This is a genomic window from Campylobacter concisus, assembly GCF_003049705.1.
Classification (GTDB): domain Bacteria; phylum Campylobacterota; class Campylobacteria; order Campylobacterales; family Campylobacteraceae; genus Campylobacter_A; species Campylobacter_A concisus_AR.
Genome location: NZ_PIRF01000008.1, coordinates 1 through 15,693, shown reverse-complemented (window position 1 = coordinate 15,693; position 15,693 = coordinate 1). Strand labels below are relative to the sequence as shown.

At 37.5% G+C, this 15,693-nt stretch carries 21 protein-coding genes; 8 read left to right on the top strand and 13 right to left on the bottom strand.

Features of this window, described 5'->3' with window-relative positions; translation table 11 throughout:
* Window position 1: 1 nt before the first annotated feature.
* Window positions 2-973, bottom strand: coding sequence for a porphobilinogen synthase (gene hemB / locus CVT05_RS08375; RefSeq protein WP_107698463.1), 972 nt, complete (start codon window positions 971-973; stop codon window positions 2-4).
* A 68-nt stretch (window positions 974-1,041) separates the two neighbouring features.
* Between hemB and ribA the strand changes: the two genes are divergently transcribed.
* Genes ribA through htpX form a run of 5 tightly spaced genes read left to right on the top strand, consistent with a single transcriptional unit; the run spans window position 1,042 to window position 3,602 of the window.
* Window positions 1,042-1,605, top strand: a complete 564-nt coding sequence (gene ribA / locus CVT05_RS08370) for a GTP cyclohydrolase II (RefSeq protein ID WP_107698462.1) — start codon at window positions 1,042-1,044, stop codon at window positions 1,603-1,605.
* Window positions 1,605-2,171, top strand: coding sequence for a 16S rRNA (guanine(527)-N(7))-methyltransferase RsmG (rsmG, locus tag CVT05_RS08365; RefSeq protein ID WP_107698461.1), 567 nt, complete (start codon window positions 1,605-1,607; stop codon window positions 2,169-2,171). Before ribA ends, rsmG begins: the two co-directional genes overlap by 1 nt.
* Window positions 2,168-2,362, top strand: coding sequence for a hypothetical protein (locus tag CVT05_RS08360; RefSeq protein WP_107698460.1), 195 nt, complete (start codon window positions 2,168-2,170; stop codon window positions 2,360-2,362). Before rsmG ends, CVT05_RS08360 begins: the two co-directional genes overlap by 4 nt.
* On the top strand, window positions 2,359-2,724 hold the full coding sequence (locus tag CVT05_RS08355; protein ID WP_107698459.1) for a hypothetical protein: 366 nt from the start codon (window positions 2,359-2,361) through the stop codon (window positions 2,722-2,724). The genes CVT05_RS08360 and CVT05_RS08355 overlap by 4 nt, the downstream gene beginning before the upstream one ends.
* An 8-nt stretch (window positions 2,725-2,732) precedes the next feature.
* Window positions 2,733-3,602: a zinc metalloprotease HtpX gene (gene htpX / locus CVT05_RS08350; protein ID WP_107698458.1), complete on the top strand. Its 870-nt coding sequence runs from the start codon at window positions 2,733-2,735 to the stop codon at window positions 3,600-3,602.
* Between the two features lie 237 nt (window positions 3,603-3,839).
* Here htpX and CVT05_RS08345 read toward each other — a convergent pair whose 3' ends face one another.
* From CVT05_RS08345 to CVT05_RS08325, 5 genes are read right to left on the bottom strand one after another with little or no spacing between them, the layout of a single operon-like run.
* The gene (locus CVT05_RS08345; RefSeq protein ID WP_199906748.1) at window positions 3,840-4,220 is read right to left on the bottom strand and encodes a hypothetical protein; all 381 of its coding nucleotides are present in this window, start codon (window positions 4,218-4,220) and stop codon (window positions 3,840-3,842) included.
* An 11-nt stretch (window positions 4,221-4,231) separates the two neighbouring features.
* Window positions 4,232-4,663 (bottom strand): peptide deformylase, encoded by a 432-nt coding sequence (locus CVT05_RS08340; protein ID WP_087584793.1) that lies wholly within the window; start codon window positions 4,661-4,663, stop codon window positions 4,232-4,234.
* Window positions 4,664-4,672: 9 nt separating this feature from the next.
* Window positions 4,673-5,686 carry an alanine racemase gene (locus CVT05_RS08335; protein ID WP_107698456.1) on the bottom strand — a complete coding sequence of 338 codons (1,014 nt, stop codon included), beginning with the start codon at window positions 5,684-5,686 and terminating at the stop codon, window positions 4,673-4,675.
* Window positions 5,679-5,918: a CmeU family protein gene (gene cmeU / locus CVT05_RS08330; RefSeq protein WP_021091016.1), complete on the bottom strand. Its 240-nt coding sequence runs from the start codon at window positions 5,916-5,918 to the stop codon at window positions 5,679-5,681. Before cmeU ends, CVT05_RS08335 begins: the two co-directional genes overlap by 8 nt.
* A gap of 2 nt (window positions 5,919-5,920) precedes the next feature.
* Window positions 5,921-6,886 (bottom strand): L,D-transpeptidase family protein, encoded by a 966-nt coding sequence (locus CVT05_RS08325; RefSeq protein WP_107690951.1) that lies wholly within the window; start codon window positions 6,884-6,886, stop codon window positions 5,921-5,923.
* A 137-nt stretch (window positions 6,887-7,023) separates the two neighbouring features.
* Here CVT05_RS08325 and CVT05_RS08320 point away from each other — a divergent pair, with 137 nt between their 5' ends.
* From CVT05_RS08320 to CVT05_RS08310, 3 genes are all read left to right on the top strand, one after another.
* Window positions 7,024-7,446, top strand: coding sequence for a copper chaperone PCu(A)C (locus CVT05_RS08320; protein ID WP_107698455.1), 423 nt, complete (start codon window positions 7,024-7,026; stop codon window positions 7,444-7,446).
* A gap of 71 nt (window positions 7,447-7,517) precedes the next feature.
* Window positions 7,518-7,913 (top strand): hypothetical protein, encoded by a 396-nt coding sequence (locus CVT05_RS08315; RefSeq protein WP_199906747.1) that lies wholly within the window; start codon window positions 7,518-7,520, stop codon window positions 7,911-7,913.
* Between the two features lie 9 nt (window positions 7,914-7,922).
* Window positions 7,923-8,465, top strand: coding sequence for an SCO family protein (locus CVT05_RS08310; protein ID WP_054196383.1), 543 nt, complete (start codon window positions 7,923-7,925; stop codon window positions 8,463-8,465).
* Window positions 8,466-8,760: 295 nt separating this feature from the next.
* On the opposite strand, the gene CVT05_RS08305 is transcribed toward CVT05_RS08310, so the two are convergent.
* Genes CVT05_RS08305 through napA form a run of 7 tightly spaced genes read right to left on the bottom strand, consistent with a single transcriptional unit; the run spans window position 8,761 to window position 15,360 of the window.
* On the bottom strand, window positions 8,761-9,102 hold the full coding sequence (locus CVT05_RS08305; RefSeq protein WP_072594844.1) for a chaperone NapD: 342 nt from the start codon (window positions 9,100-9,102) through the stop codon (window positions 8,761-8,763).
* Entirely contained in the window at window positions 9,099-10,034 is a 936-nt protein-coding gene (locus CVT05_RS08300) for a WD40 repeat domain-containing protein (RefSeq protein ID WP_107698453.1), read from the bottom strand. The genes CVT05_RS08305 and CVT05_RS08300 overlap by 4 nt, the downstream gene beginning before the upstream one ends.
* Entirely contained in the window at window positions 10,031-10,498 is a 468-nt protein-coding gene (locus tag CVT05_RS08295) for a 4Fe-4S ferredoxin (protein WP_085657577.1), read from the bottom strand. The genes CVT05_RS08300 and CVT05_RS08295 overlap by 4 nt, the downstream gene beginning before the upstream one ends.
* On the bottom strand, window positions 10,498-11,025 hold the full coding sequence (locus tag CVT05_RS08290) for a nitrate reductase cytochrome c-type subunit (protein ID WP_107698452.1): 528 nt from the start codon (window positions 11,023-11,025) through the stop codon (window positions 10,498-10,500). The genes CVT05_RS08295 and CVT05_RS08290 overlap by 1 nt, the downstream gene beginning before the upstream one ends.
* Window positions 11,022-11,813 carry a quinol dehydrogenase ferredoxin subunit NapH gene (gene napH, locus CVT05_RS08285; protein WP_107698451.1) on the bottom strand — a complete coding sequence of 264 codons (792 nt, stop codon included), beginning with the start codon at window positions 11,811-11,813 and terminating at the stop codon, window positions 11,022-11,024. Before napH ends, CVT05_RS08290 begins: the two co-directional genes overlap by 4 nt.
* Entirely contained in the window at window positions 11,810-12,577 is a 768-nt protein-coding gene (napG, locus tag CVT05_RS08280; protein ID WP_107698450.1) for a ferredoxin-type protein NapG, read from the bottom strand. Before napG ends, napH begins: the two co-directional genes overlap by 4 nt.
* 2 nt (window positions 12,578-12,579) lie before the next feature.
* On the bottom strand, window positions 12,580-15,360 hold the full coding sequence (gene napA, locus CVT05_RS08275) for a nitrate reductase catalytic subunit NapA (RefSeq protein ID WP_107698449.1): 2,781 nt from the start codon (window positions 15,358-15,360) through the stop codon (window positions 12,580-12,582).
* Window positions 15,361-15,693: the final 333 nt, after the last annotated feature.

The window sequence follows — 15,693 nt, the reverse complement described above, 5'->3', positions numbered from 1 at the left end:
CTTAGCCCCTTAAAATTTTAGCCGCTTCTTTTGCGTGATAGGTGATGATCAAATTTGCCCCTGCTCTTTTAAAGCCGATTAATGTCTCCATCATGACACGCTCGTAATCGATGATACCAGCTTTTGCGCCAGCTTTTAGCAGTGCGTACTCGCCGCTTACGTTATAGACGCAAAGTGGCAGAAGTGTCAAATTTCTAAGCTCTCTAACGATGTCAAGATAGGCAAGCGCTGGCTTTACCATCAAGATATCAGCGCCTTGCGCCTCGTCTTGCAAGCTCTCATTGATCGCCTCCAAGCGGTTTGCGCTGTCCATTTGATAGCTCTTTCTATCGCCAAAGCTTGGTGCGCTTTGCGCCACGTCGCGAAATGGTCCGTAGTATGCTGAGGCAAATTTGGTTGAGTAAGCCATCACTGGTAAATTCTCAAAGCCATTGCTATCAAGTGTCTCTCTTAGCGTTGCGATGATGCCATCCATCATACCGCTTGGTGCGATCATGTCAGAGCCATTTTGAGCGTGTATCAAGGCTTGTTTGGCTGAAATTTCAAGCGTTGCGTCGTTGTCGATGGTGTTATGTACGTGGTCGATTATGCCGCAGTGGCCATGGTCTGTATATTCGCAAAAGCAAAGATCGGTGACGACTACTAAATTTGGAAATTTATCTTTTATGGCTCGAAGCGTCGTTGCGATGATGCCGTCGTTGCTTAGTGCGTCACTGCCAACGCTATCTTTTAGGCTTGGTATGCCAAATAAAATGATCGATTTTATGCCTAAATTTACTATCTCTTCGCACTCTTTTAAAATTTCATCTATACTCATTTGATAGACGCCTGGCATCGAAGCGATCTCGTTTTTAACGCCCCTGCCCTCGACTACAAAGAGCGGATAGATAAAGTCATTTACGCTAAGGCTAGTCTCTCTTACCATATCTCTTAAAGCTGGATTTATTCTTAATCTTCTAAAACGTTTAAACATATTTTTGCCTTTTCTTTGTTAAAATGCGTGATTTTTAGCTAGTTTAGCACAGTTGGAGTAAATTTAAAATGAAAATAGAAATTTCAAACACCGCAAATCTACCCTCGAGATTTGGCACTTATAAGGTTCAAGCCTTCAAAGAAGGGGCAAAAGAGCACCTTGTGATCTACAAAGAGCCTTTAAGCGAAGTAGTAAATCTTAGAATTCACTCCGAATGCCTAACTGGCGATGCGATCGGAAGCCTAAAGTGCGACTGCCGCGACCAACTCGAAGCTAGCCTAAAATATATCGAAGAAAATGGTGGCATGGTCATCTACCTGCGCCAAGAGGGCAGAAATATCGGGCTTTTAAACAAGATAAACGCTTATAGCCTCCAAGACAAGGGCTTTGACACGATAGAAGCCAATCACCAGCTAGGTTTTAAGGCTGATGAGAGGACTTACGAAGTGGTTGATTTTATCCTAAATCACTACGGCATAAAAGAGGTAAATTTACTCACAAACAACCCTTTAAAACTTCACGGACTAAGCTCAGTAAAGATCGTAAAACGCGTGCCTATAGTCATCAAGCCAAATAAATTTAACGAAGGCTACTTAAAGGTCAAAAAAGAGCAAATGGGGCACATCCTGTGATGAAAAATGAGCTTTGCTTGCCAGCTGAATTTGAGGAAAAAGTAAAGGCTTACGCTCAAATTTTTGTTAGATTTAACAAGGTTCATAGCTTAAGCAACTATAAAGATATAAGCGAGCAGGTGCTTGATAGCATTAGACCGCTTGAGATTTTTGACCTAAGTGCCAAAACGGCGGTCGATGTGGGCAGTGGGGCTGGCTTTCCAGCGATATTTTTAGCCCTTGCGATGCCGCGCACTAAGTGGCATCTTTTTGAGCCGATAGCCAAAAAGTCGTCATTTCTAAGCTACGCTAAGATCGAGCTTGGCTTGCAAAATTTAGAAGTTCATAGCCAAAAGATCGAGCTTGCAGATAAATTTACAGCTGATCTCATCACCTCAAGGGCGCTTAGCAAGACAAAAGAGCTTATAAAAATTTGCGATGGATTTTATGATGAGAGCACTAAATTTCTCATCTATAAGGGCTCAAGCGTTATGGATGAAATTTCAGGCATAGACGCGCAAATTTACAATGAAAAAAATAGAAACTACATATATTTTAATCTCAAAAACCGAGGGGAGATACGTTGAAATACTTGCTTTTTATAGCGATTTTGGTTGTGATTTACATCATATTTTTTAAAAATAGAAAAAAAAGCGACAAGATAAGCACCAGTAACTTCGAGGAGTGCAGCAAATGCGGTGTCTTTAGTGACATCGACCAAATGGTGCTAAGGGACGGAAAATACATCTGTAAAGAGTGCATAAAGGGTGAGAGATGAAAATTTTGGGTGATGAGCTGATCAAATTTGAGCCATTATATCTTTGCAAAAGCGAAGATGAAATTTCAAGCGGCAGGCAAAATCTCTTTAAATTTAATAGAAATTTGATAAAAAGAGCGCTAGAAGCTGGAGCAAACTTTAGCATCATCGCAAATGACATCAACGAAGCTATCATCGCAAACGCCGCTGGAGCAAAATTTATTATTGCAGATATTGACATTGCAAAAGATCTAGCAAAGATAGCTGAGAGTTATCTATTTGACGCACTTATAGCTGTTTTAATAAAAGATGAAAGCGAGCTAGCACATCTTGCAAAATTTAACATAGACGCTGCGATCTTGCCAAACGCTATAAAAGAATAAGGACAAAAATGGAAATTTTTAAAACTGCTTTTTTAATGGTTACTTTAATGCTGATTTTTATCGCTGTTGGCGGATATATTGGAGGCGAGCATGGCATGATGATCGCCTTTTTGATAGCGGCTGGCACAAATATCTTTTCATATTTTTTTAGTGATACTCTGGTGCTTAAAAGATATAACGCTATCGCAGTCGATGAGAGTAACGCTCAAGGGCTTTATGAGATCGTATCTCGCCTCACACAAAAGGCAAATTTGCCTATGCCAAAAATTTACATCATCCCAGAAGAGGTACCAAACGCCTTTGCCACAGGCAGAAACCCAAGCCACGCAGCTGTCGCGGTCACTGAGGGGCTTTTAAAAATTTTAAATGAAAACGAGATCGAAGGCGTGCTAGCTCACGAGCTAAGCCACGTAAGGCACTACGACATCCTAACTGGCTCAATCGCTGCCATACTAGCTGGCGCTATCGCAATGCTTGCAAATTTTGCTAAAGTTGGCGGTATTGCTGGGCAAAGCAGCGGTTCAAGAAGAGGTGGTGGTAATGGCATCGTTATGCTAGCACTTGCTATACTCATGCCAATAGCTGCCACAATCATACAAATGGCGATCTCAAGGGAGCGCGAGTATAAGGCGGACAAGGGCGCAGCCTATCTAACAGGACACCCAGAGTGGCTTGCAAGTGCTTTAAAAAAGCTTGAGAGCTACTCAAATTCTTACGTTATGCAAAACGCGAGCGAGCAAAGTGCTCATATGTTTATCGTAAATCCATTTGGTTCGTTAAACAACAAGCTTAGCGTACTTTTTAGAACGCATCCAAGCACTAGCGATAGGATCGCTGAGCTTGAAAGACTTGAACAAGAGATAAAAAGGGGCATGTAGAAAATTTAGTTCTAGTAAAATTTGGGCTAAATTTCTTCTTTTTACCATCTTTTTTGGCTTTAAATTTATAAATTTAAAAAAATTTTAAATTTCATGAGTGAGTAATTTAGGCTCTGATTTTAGTGGCAGGCTTTGCGAGGCTTAAAATCAGTAGTAGATTCTTGTGAGTAAATAAAATTTTAAAATTTACAAAAATATCAAATTTACAACCAAAAAAACGAAATTTAGCCCCAAATTTCACTGCAATTTCTTACAGTCACGATCTTCTATAGTGTACTCAAAGATCAGCTCACCATTTTCTGAATAAAAAAGCTCGTCCAAGGTAACACCAATACTTAGCATATTTAAGATTTCTTTATCTTTGCAAGCAGTTCGCAAATTCTCTTTTTTGATAGCTTCGATAAATTCCAAAAGCTCTTTCTCCTCAAGCCTTTTAATCTCTTGCTTTCTTGCGTGTTTGATGGCATATCTATAAATGAGCGTATCACCGACATTTAAGATATCATTAAGTATCAGTGTTGGCGTACAGATAAATGGGAGCTTTTTTTTGTAGTAAGTTGCGTGATTTTTCGCTGCCATATCTGGCGTAAGAGCCAGGGCAAGCGAGTAAAAAAACATTAAAAAAAGGGCTACTCGCAACTACTTTTATCCAAATTTATATCAAAAAAATGCCTACCCTCAAAGCCGTAACTACCACTTAGTGTGATGCCACGATTTAGCACAGCTCTAGCCATACCCGAGTTACAAAGCGCATCTTTTCCATTTTTATAAAACTCATCTTTTAAAGCCAAAATTTGAGCCTTGTTGTAGCCTTTTATCCTCTTTGTCTTGGTCTCGTTTAAAACAAACTCACCGTGTATGTTTAGCCCGCTACTACTCACATCTTTTAGCGTAATCATCTCATCGACCCTGCTTGGTAAATTTGGCTTTGCAGTTTGGACGACAAAAGCTGGGATCTGCTTAGTATCAAGCTGATTTAGTATCTGCTCATAAATTTTAAACTCACTCTCTTGCACACCAAAAGCAAGGCTAGCAAGAGCTAATAAAACGATCTTTTTCACATATTTCCTTTATATAAATTTCCTAGTGATGTTTGGCGAGAGCTTTACTAAAATGTCATAACTTATCGTATTAAAAAATTTCGCCCAAACATTTGCATCCTCAAAGACACAGATCCACTCACCACTATCTTTACAGCTAAAGCTATCCATAGAAATTTTGCCCAGTATTGGCTCGTTATTGGCAAGTCTTAGCTCACCACAGCCATTGTATCTTAGCAATCCATCACCATATCCAAGATCATAAGTGGCTACATTTATATCTTCTTTTGCGCTAAATTTAGCACCATATCCAACACCTTGACCACTTTTTAAAATGCGCTTACTAACTCTTTTTGCCCATAGTGAAAGTACTGGCTTTAAGCCCAAACTATCACCAAACTGAGCATATCCATACTGAGCGATGCCAACACGCACCATATCATCATCGATTTCACTTGCTCTTTCAAGCGCAGCTGAGTTGTGAGAGTGAAAGATTGGTTTTTTTATACCAAACTCATCGCAAAGAGCTAAAATTTTCTCTTTTGCAGCCCTAAAATTTTCTCTTTGCACAAAATAATCAGCATTTAGCTCATCACTTGCACGAAAATGTGTATAAGCTCCAAGAAGCTCTAAATTCCTTCTTGTTAAAATTTCAAAGGCGTAATCAAGCTCACTAATATCAAGCCCATTTCTATGCATGCCAGTATCGATTGCAAGGTTGATTTTTGAGCCATCTTTTATCTTCAAAAGTGCCTCTGTATCGTTTATCGCATAGATAAATTTACTGCTTTCATTTCCGGTTGGGATATGTGAGAGAATGAGAATATTTTCAAATATGTCAGAAATTTCATCTGCCTCAAACTCGCTTTTTACAGCACAAATTTCTATGCCAAATTTTTTAGCCTCACTAGCAATAAGCCTTGCGCCATGGCCATAAGCATTGTCTTTTAACACAACTATTACTTTCTCTTTGCCACCAGCTTTAGCACAAATTTGAGTGAGGTTATGAATATATGAAGCTTTATTCAGGCGTATTTCAGACATTAAAATTCACATTAAAAGCAGTATAAACATCCGGTAAAAGTTTTCTTACATTGTAATCAAATGCATAAAATTTAGCGTAAATTTCTTTCAGGTCAGCCTCTTTTACTTTGCTAAAATCAAAAACATCAGTACCATCTTTCTTTGGAACTTGGCGGTCAAGCTCAGCAAAAAAAGCAGCTCTTGCCTCTAAAATTTTTTCGATTTTTTCTTTTACTTCTTGAGATTTTTCCACTTTTACTCCTCTATAAAAATTTTCATATCATCGTTATAAAGCTTCACATAAAGCGTCTTTTGCCCAGCAAATTTATGTGTATCTGAAACATAATCCTCATAAAAACTTACACGAAAAAGCCTATCGTTTTTAAGATTTGGATAAGGCGTGATGAGAAAATTTGAAAAAGAAATGCGTTTTTTCTCTTTTTTAGAAAAAATAGCCCGCTTCATACTTTTAAATTTTTCCAAGCTCATGCCATCGTATCGCTCAAAGTTTTTATCGTAAAATTTAAGATAGTTTTCAATGTCGCTCTCGCTCCATGTCTTTTTCCAGCCCAAAAGCCCAGAAATAATCACTGCTATATCTTTTGCACTAGCTTCCGGACGCTTATCTTCGTAGATAAATGCAAGTGTTTTTTTGTGATCCACTACATCATCAAATTTCATCAAAGTATCATTTTGCATAGCCACGCAGCCTTTTGTTTTTAGCTCATCTGTCCTTTGACCATCAAGCGGATAGCCATGTATCCAAATACCACCACCATTTCGTTTTGCAAGCTTATCAAGCAAATTTGGGTATGAAAGCGAAAATGCAAGTGGGCCAAGATATCTATCATTTGGCGTAAATCTACGTGTAAGCTGATATACTCCAACCGGTGTTTTTAGATCGCCTTCAAGAAGCTTATCGCCATTTTTGCCAACTATAACGCTTGAGCTAAAAAGCTTTTTTGTAATGCCGCCATTATAAGAGATCACTTCAAGCTTCTTTTTAGTTTTATCAACTACACTTAGAAGTATCTCGTTGTCATAATATCCATATCTTATATCCTTGCCCTCAAGTTTTTTTAGCCAGTAATCCTTACTTAAAATATTTTTTTCAATGGCATCAATAACAGCAGCTGAGCCATTTTTTAAGTAAATTTCTTCGTAATTTTGGGCAAAAAGACAAGGCGATAACGCGATGAAGAAAAATATAATTTTTTTCAAGTGAAATATCCCAAAAAGTAAAATTTAGTCCGTAATTATATCCTAAAAAATTTATATTTTTAGATTTTAAAGGTAAATTAAGTAGTTCTAAATGTATAATGTGAAAACCATTATTAATTTTATCACAAAGGAAAAATATGAAAAAAATCGTTTTTGGTGCGATGTTTGCAGCTTCTGCTCTTATGGCGGCTGATATCAGCCTAGAGAATGTTAGAGCTAGAGATACAAAACCTGGCACAAACAACAGTGCAATTTTTATGGATATAAAAAATGCTTCAAATTCTGATGTAAAGCTTATTGGTGCTCACTCAAGCGTTTGCAAAAGTACAGAAATTCATACACACAAAATGAATGATGGCATGATGGCTATGGTTCAAATCGAAGATGCAGTGATCCCAAAAAATGGCGAAACAAAACTAGCTCCTGGCGGTCTACACATTATGCTTATGGATCTAAATAAACCATTAAAAGATGGTGATAAAGTTGATTTAGAGCTAAAATTTAGCAATGGCGAGAGCATAAAGCTTGATAATATCGGAGTAACTAAAAACTTTAAATAATGAAAAAAATCATAATTATTTTTTCATTTATCTTTATTGTTCTAGGTGCTTTTTCGATAGGCTATAAGCTTATGACAACAAGTAAAGAAGACCCACCTGAATTTGCCGATGTAAACACATCGCTAGATCCTTTAAGATGTGATCTAAACAATAAATCTTGTGAGATGGAATTTAAAGGCGTAAAGCTAAAAATAGACATCTCACCAAGACCTATTTATGCTATGAGGCCTTTTAGCTTTAAAATCATTAACGGTAAAAATTTAGGGCTAAAAAATCCTAGTCTTGAGATAGATGGCATAAATATGAATATGGGATCAATCAAAGCAAGACTTGAGCCAAGAGGTGATAACTTAACTGCTCAAGTAGTGCTAAGTGCTTGCGTTGTCGAGCTTATGAGATATAGATTTAAAGTGCTTGATGACGAAAAAGAAACTGGTTTTTTTGTAGATCTTGATCTAAAATTATAGAGGGTAACGATGAAAAAGGCATTTTGGGGCTTAATAATAATCTTAATTTGTATAGGTGTTGCACTTTTGCTGATAAAGCCAAACAAGTATGATTTTAAGGCACTTTCACAAAATGGTGAAGTAAGTCTTAAAAATTACGACGGAAAGTACAAAGTTATATATTTTGGTTATCTTTTTTGCCCCGATGTCTGCCCTACTGCACTCTCTTTGATTGGTGATGAGCTAAATAAATTAAAAAGAGATGACTTTGAGCTACTTTTTATTACGCTTGATCCTGAACGCGACACTCCTGAAAATTTAACTCTAATGGCAAAAAATTTCTACAAAGATGCCGATGGATTAAAACTAAATGCCTTAAAAGAAGTGGCAAAAACCTATGGTGTAAAATTTCAAAAAGTCCGTCTTGAAAACTCAGCCATGGGCTATTCTGTTGCTCACAGCTCTTCAATATATTTAATAGACAAAAAAGGAAATTTTTATAAAGAAATTTCAAATCTAACAAATGAAAACATTGGAGAAAATTTATTAAATTTGATCAAAGATAGACCTTAGGCTGGAAATTTTAGTAAGCCAAAATGGCCTACTAAAATTCTTTATGCAAATATCATCTCAAGATCTTCTAAACTAAAATTAATTCACTTGTTATGTTTTTGATTTTAATGCTCGCTGAGTGATTTTTTCACCCAAAATCTATTAACCCTTGAACATAAATTTAATCTACAAACCAAACAAAATTAATTAAATATAAGCAGTACTAGCAATGAATTTATTAAGAAGATCTGTACGAAAAGTAGGCTTTTGCACTATGAATTTTAATGATAATGCAAAAGCCGGAAATTTGGTTTTGCTATTTCACTCTATGATGCACGCTGCCGCCATAAGTAATATCCTCAGCCTTTACCTCATCACTTGTTAAAATTTCACTTATCTTGCCATTTTCTTCTAGCTTTTTCCTATTTTCTTCGGCATCTTCTTGATAGCTGTAAACCATCGCAACACTCACTACTCCACTGATAGCTTCTATCTTTTTAAAATTTTTTATCTCATCTTCAATACTATCTGAGCTAACTACCACTACGATTCTATCGTCTGCATCGGTTATTATTTCACACTCTTTTAGCTTTTTTATTTCGTTTTTTACACTTTCATTTTTATTGTCCGTATAAACTATTAAACTTGAAATATTCATTTAATTCTCCAAAACAAAATTTTATTCTCATAGGCTGAAGTTACGACTTCGTTATCACTTATAAAAACTATGCTATTTATCGTGCTTTGTCCAGTTTTTAGCATTGCGATATTTTCTAAGCTTTTGCTATCAACTAAATTTACATCGCTCATCTCATCACTCATATAAGCCGCCACTCTACCATCATCGCTAAGGCCGACACCATAGACTAAAAAGCCGGTATTTATCTTTTTTAGGCTTCCATCTGAAAATATCCCCACGATCCTGTCGGTACCTCCGCTGATCATGACACCATTTTTATAGGAGATGTCGTATATATTATCTGTATGAATGTCTAAAATTTGATCCATTTTTTTAGCTTTTATGTTATAAAAGTAGACCTTCCCACTCTCGCAAGCGATAGCTAGAGTGCTTCTATCTTCATTTATCTCCATATCTGAAAGCATCGCAATTGAAATTTTAAAGCTATCATAAATTTCACCACTTTTTAAGTTTAAAAAGTAAATTTCATTACTGATTGAAGCAAGTGCAATACGCTCGTCATCTAAAAATAATGCCTTTTTTGTCGCTTGATTTGGTATTTTTATGCTTTTCATCTGCCCATTTTCTCTTATATAAAGCACCTTTGTAGCATAGTCACCCTCACTTAGGATGAGTATCTTGCCATTTAACTCATCAACGTTTAAAATTTTTGGTCTTTCATGATCGCTAACGTATGTTTTTATATCTTCTATTTTTATTATCTCTTCAAATTTATCTTCTTTAGGATCATAAATTTCAACCGTCCCTCCATCAGTTGCAATAAAGAGTTTGCCATTTATTAGCGTTGTACTTAGGACATTTGCACTAGCCTCTATTTGCTTGTATGGAGTGGTGATCTCGCTTGCAAAGATAAAATTTAATAGACAAAAAATAAAAAACAAAGCTCTCATAAGGCCTCCATTTGAAGTGAATTTTTAAAGCAAACATCAAAGCACTCGCCGCAACTTACGCAGTTTTGATTAACAATAGGTCTAAAAACACCAAGAAATTCGACTGCTTTAAATTTGCAAGCATCAAGGCAGTTGTAGCAGATTGTATCGTTCCATGCTAGACAGCTAGAAACATCGATGCTAACTTTTGCATTTATACTCTTTGGTGAGTTTAAGCTTAATGTCTTTTTACCAAGACTCTCACAAGCCTTTGCGCACTCTTCGCAAAAGTCACAGCCCAGCTTTTTAACTTTAAAAACTACCCTTTCATTTTCAAAGCTAAGAAGCTCTTTTTCACAAGCATTTACGCAGCTAGCATCACATCCATCGCAGTCAAACTCACCGCTAAAAAATGGCGGAGTTATAAATTTGGGAGCAGATTTTGCCCCCAAAATTTTACTAAAAAGCTCTCGCCTGCTTTGCATTATTTAACACCATCGTTTAAAACATCTAGCAAGTTTGACTTATGAGTACCGTTTTTATCTCTAAAGTCAGGCTTAAATTTATTACCGACTAGCTGAGTTAAGCCAGTTTGTTGCTCAACGTGGCATGTTGTGCAGTTATATCTTTCATCATCAAGCTTGCCTGCAAGATCTTTTTTATTTCTGATGTCATAAAGGTGAGATGATGGTATCGGTGTTGCTCCACTATCTTTTGCAAACTCTGGCATATGGCAGGTTACGCACATATTCATATCCTTTGTGATAGGCACTAAACCCTCAGTATCGTGCGGAATAAATGGCGGTGCATTTTCAAAAGACCTATCAAATTTCTTTGACATACCAGCTGGCTCTTTTGTGTAGTTCACATATTTTAATACAACGTCTTTATCGTCTAGCAAATCGATATTTCTAAAGCCGATTTGCGAATCACTAATACTTGGATTATTAAAAGTACATGCCGCAAAAAACGCAGCGCACAATCCTCCAAGCATCATTATTTTTATTTTCATTTTTCTCTCCTTAAATTTCTAATACTAAATTTCAAAGCCCTGTCTCCACAAACATCAATACACCTGCCACAGCTTATGCACTCGCTTGAGCTAACCGAGCGGCTCTCTTTACCGATCATGTCAAGCACTTGCACTTCTGGACAAACAAGCTTGCATTTCATGCATTTTGTGCAAACCTGGGCATCATGTTTTACTCTAATTAGGGCAAATTTTGAGATGATGGCGTAAAAGGCACCAAGCGGACAAACGTGCGAACAAATACCACGCTTTAACACAAACATATCAAAAGCAATGATCGCAACCGCTATACCTAAAGCACTAGCTGAGCCGTAAATAATGCCACGCTGAATAATGCCAATATAGCTAACGCTCTCAAATACTGGATAAGATAAAGCAAGGCTTAATATAAGAGCAAGAGCCAGCAAGTAATAACGTAAATTTTTACTCACATTTAAGACTTTTTCGCCCTTAAAGCCAAATTTCTCTCTTAGTTTAAAAGCGATATCGGTTAGTAAATTTATTGGGCATATCCACGAACAAAACGCTCTTGGAGCAACCAGTGCATAAAATGCAAAGATAATGCCAGCTCCAATAATTGCATTTATGCCAGCGCTAAAGCTTGCAAGTAAAATTTGAACCAAAGCAAATGGATCGCTTAGTGGAATTTTTCCAAAAAGCCAAGATGAGCTTAAATTTCCGCTAAGTATCTTAACTCCATAAAAATTTCCTAGGATAAATAGTGCTAGGATAGAAATTTGAGTTATTCGTCTTAAGATTAAAAATTTCATAGCTCACCACCATTTAGATAATCAGTCGCTTTTTTAATGTCAAGCTTTATTTTGCTGTCTGCATCATCTATGCGTCTTTCATCTTCTTTTATCCAGCCTTTGACGTAGTTATCGCCTACTTTGCCAAGCACCGCATCGCGGTTTAACACGGTAATAGCCGCTTTTTTGGTGATACAGGCTCGCTCACAAACACCGCACCCAGTACAGATATCACTATCAACCACTGGAAGTAAAAAGGCATGCTTTTGTGTTCTTTCGTTACGGCGATACTCTAGATATAAAGCCTTATCTAGAAGTGGACAGGCCCTATAACAAGCATCACACTGTATGCCCCAATAGGCCACACAGTTTTTCATGTCTACCACTGCAACGCCCATCTTGGCCTTATTTATATCGAGTTTATCGTTTGTGCTTACCAAATTTACATCCAAGGCGCCAGTTGGGCAAACTGGCACACAAGGAATATTTTCGCACATATAGCAAGGAATTTTTCTAGGCTCAAAATAAGGCGTTCCAATACTTACACCATCTCCTAGAGAGGCAAGTTTGAGTGTGTCAAATGGACATGCCTCGACACAAAGTCCACATCTAATGCAGCTTTCTAAAAACTGCTTTTCATTTTTTGCACCAGGGGGTCTAAGAAGCATGAGCGGCGAAGCTTTGGCGCTAAGCGACCATATAAAGCCTCCACTAAGTGCTAAAATCGCTGCCTTAGCTCCAAATTTTAAAGCCTCTCGCCTACTTGAAAATTCCATATCAGCCATATTTACGCCTTATAAATTTTAACCGCACACTTTTTATAGTCAGTCTCTTTTGAGATTGGGCAAGTAGCGTCAAGACATACTTTATTTATATAAACGTTTTCATCAAAGAAAGGCACATAAACAAGTCCTAGTGGCGGCTTATTTCTACCTTTTAGATCGACTCTTGCTTTTACCTTGCCACGGCGTGATTCGACCCAAACGACCTCATTTTGAAGCACGCCAAGTTTTTTAGCGTCATCTTCGTGCATATAGCAAAGCGCCTCTGGAACAGCTCTATAAAGCTCAGGAACACGCATAGTCATCGTACCTGTATGCCAGTGCTCTAGCACACGACCAGTACATAGCCAGAATGGATAATCTTTGCTTGGCATCTCGCATGGATCCATGTAAGGGCGGAAGAAAATTTTTGCTTTGTTCGCAAGAGATGTTTTCTCTTTATTTTGTACGCCTTTTAGATCACCTGTTGGAAGTGCTGCATTTTTGTTGCCGTAGAATGCAAATTTCTCATTTGGAGCAGCTTTTTTAGCATATGGATCGAATTTAGTATTAAATCTCCACTGAGTCTCTTTACCATCAACAACTGGCCATCTAAGACCTCTTACTCTGTGGTAAGTGTCAAAGTCAGCTAGGTCGTGACCATGTCCAACGCCAAATTTTCTATACTCTTCCCAAAGATATTTGTGGACGAAAAATCCATATCCTTTAAATTCTTTACCATCTGAGCCGATCACTTTTCTGCTATCACCAAACACTTCTGTATTGTCGTAGTTTTCCATAATAGGATCGTTTGCACTAAATTTCTTAGCCTCTTCGTTAGCAAAAAGTACATCAAATAGCGTATCTTCTTCGCTATATCCCATAGCTTTTGCAGCATCAAGCACATTTGGAAGTGTCACTTTATCATTTACTTTTTTCTCACCCCAAACATCTTTTAGCTTAAAGCGCTTGCTAAATTCCATCATTTGCCAAATATCAGGCATCGCTTCACCAACAGGAAGTACTTGCTGTCTCCAGTGTTGTGTTCTTCTCTCAGCGTTACCGTAAGCACCCCATTTTTCATAGATCATCGCAGTTGGGAGGATAAGATCAGCCACTTTTGCAGAAATTCCTGGATAAGGATCGCTTACAACGATGAAATTGTCCATCTCACGAGCTGCTTTGATCCAGTGGTTTGCATTTGCAGTATTTTGCCATGGATTATTTACTTGAACCCATATAAATTTAACCTTACCATCTTCAAGATCACGCATCATTTTTACGTAGTGAGAAGCGAGTACGCCACTTAGTGTTCCAGCAGGAAGTTTCCAAATTTTTTCAGTTATCTCTCTATGTTTTGGATTTTCGATAACCATGTCAGCTGGTAAGCGGTGAACAAATGTTCCAACCTCTCTTGCAGTTCCACACGCACTTGGTTGGCCAGTTAGAGAAAACGCTCCTGAGCCTGGAAGTGCTTGTTTACCAAGCAAGAAATGAACCATATAAGCTTGCTCATTTACCCATGTACCACGTTGGTGTTGGTTAAAGCCCATCGTCCAAAAACTTACGACTTTGCGGTTTTTCTCGATGTAAAGATCAGCAAGTACTTTTAGTTTTTTCTTAAATTCTTCTATATCTTCGTTTGGATCGCCCTTTGCCACCTTTGCTGTAAAGTCAAGTGTGTAAGGCGCAAGAGCTTTTTTAAACTCTTCAAATGTTATTTGCCAATGTGCGCCAGATTTTGCAGCATTTTTATTTTCTAGCGTATCGCCAGCTTTTAGTCCAAGATAAGAAAGCGTAACACCCTCAGCTTCACTTAGCACCTTTGACTTCTCAGTAGCAGCAGTGTCTAGCTCGCTTGGAGCATATTTTTTATGATTAATGTCTGGACGAAGACCATATCCGATATCGGCTGGACCAGTTGTAAATACACAGTGTTTTTTAACAAATTCTTCATCGATCATCTCTGGGTGGTTATAAACTATCTCGCGAGCGATGTAGTTCCAGATAGCAAGGTCAGATGACGGAGCAAAGATGATCTCGATGTCAGCTAAATTTGATGTTCTAGTTGAGTAGGTGCTTAAATTTACGACCTTTACTCTATCAGGATCGCTAAGCTTTCTATCGCTTACGCGTGCCCAAAGTATCGGGTGCATCTCGGCCATATTTGCGCCCCAAGCCACGATAGTATCAGTTAGTTCGATATCATCAAAACAGCCTGATGGCTCGTCTATGCCAAAAACTTGCATAAAGCCAACAACCGCACTTGCCATGCAGTGTCTTGCGTTTGGATCGATGCTATTGCTTCTAAAGCCACCTTTTATAAGTTTAACAGCAGCGTAACCTTCTGGAATTGTATATTGACCAGAACCTAGAACTCCGATACCATGAGGTCCTAGCTCATCATATGCTTTTCTAAACTGAGCCTCCATAACATCAAATGCTTGCTTCCAGCTTACTTGCTTAAATTTACCTTTTTTATCAAATTCGCCTTTTTCATTTACACGTAAAAGCGGATGAGTGATCCTATCCTCGCCGTACATGATCTTAGCATTAAAATAGCCTTTAATGCAGTTTAGACCACGATTTACTGGTGCTTCTGGATCTCCTTTTACAGCTACTATCTTGCCTTCTTTTGTGGCGACCATGATGCCACAGCCTGTCCCACAAAACCTACAAGCGGCCTTATCCCAGCGCCAGCCTTTTTCAGCTTCGTTTGCTGCACTTAGCGAGCTTGGTACAGCTATACCAGCACTAGCACAAGCAGCACTAGCCGCAGCACTTTTTATGAATTCTCGTCGATTCATTCTTTCTCCTTTAAAGATTTAAAACAAATTTAATTGATATTAACCTTGTAAAACTTATTTACAACTGATTTACATTTACAAAAATTTCAAAAAACTTAAGCTAAAAATGTAAATATTTTTCTACATAAAAATATTAATTTTCTTACGAAGCACGATTTTAAAAGAAAATACTATTTAATAAAATTTAAAAATTTTAGAGTAGTTATCAAAAAAGCTAAAGAAAACAAAGTAAAATTGTTTTTAAATATTTGAGTAAAAAAGTAACATAAAGTATTATTAAAAATTTTATCTCCTTACTGAAATATCAATAATTGCAAGGATAAATTCTAATAA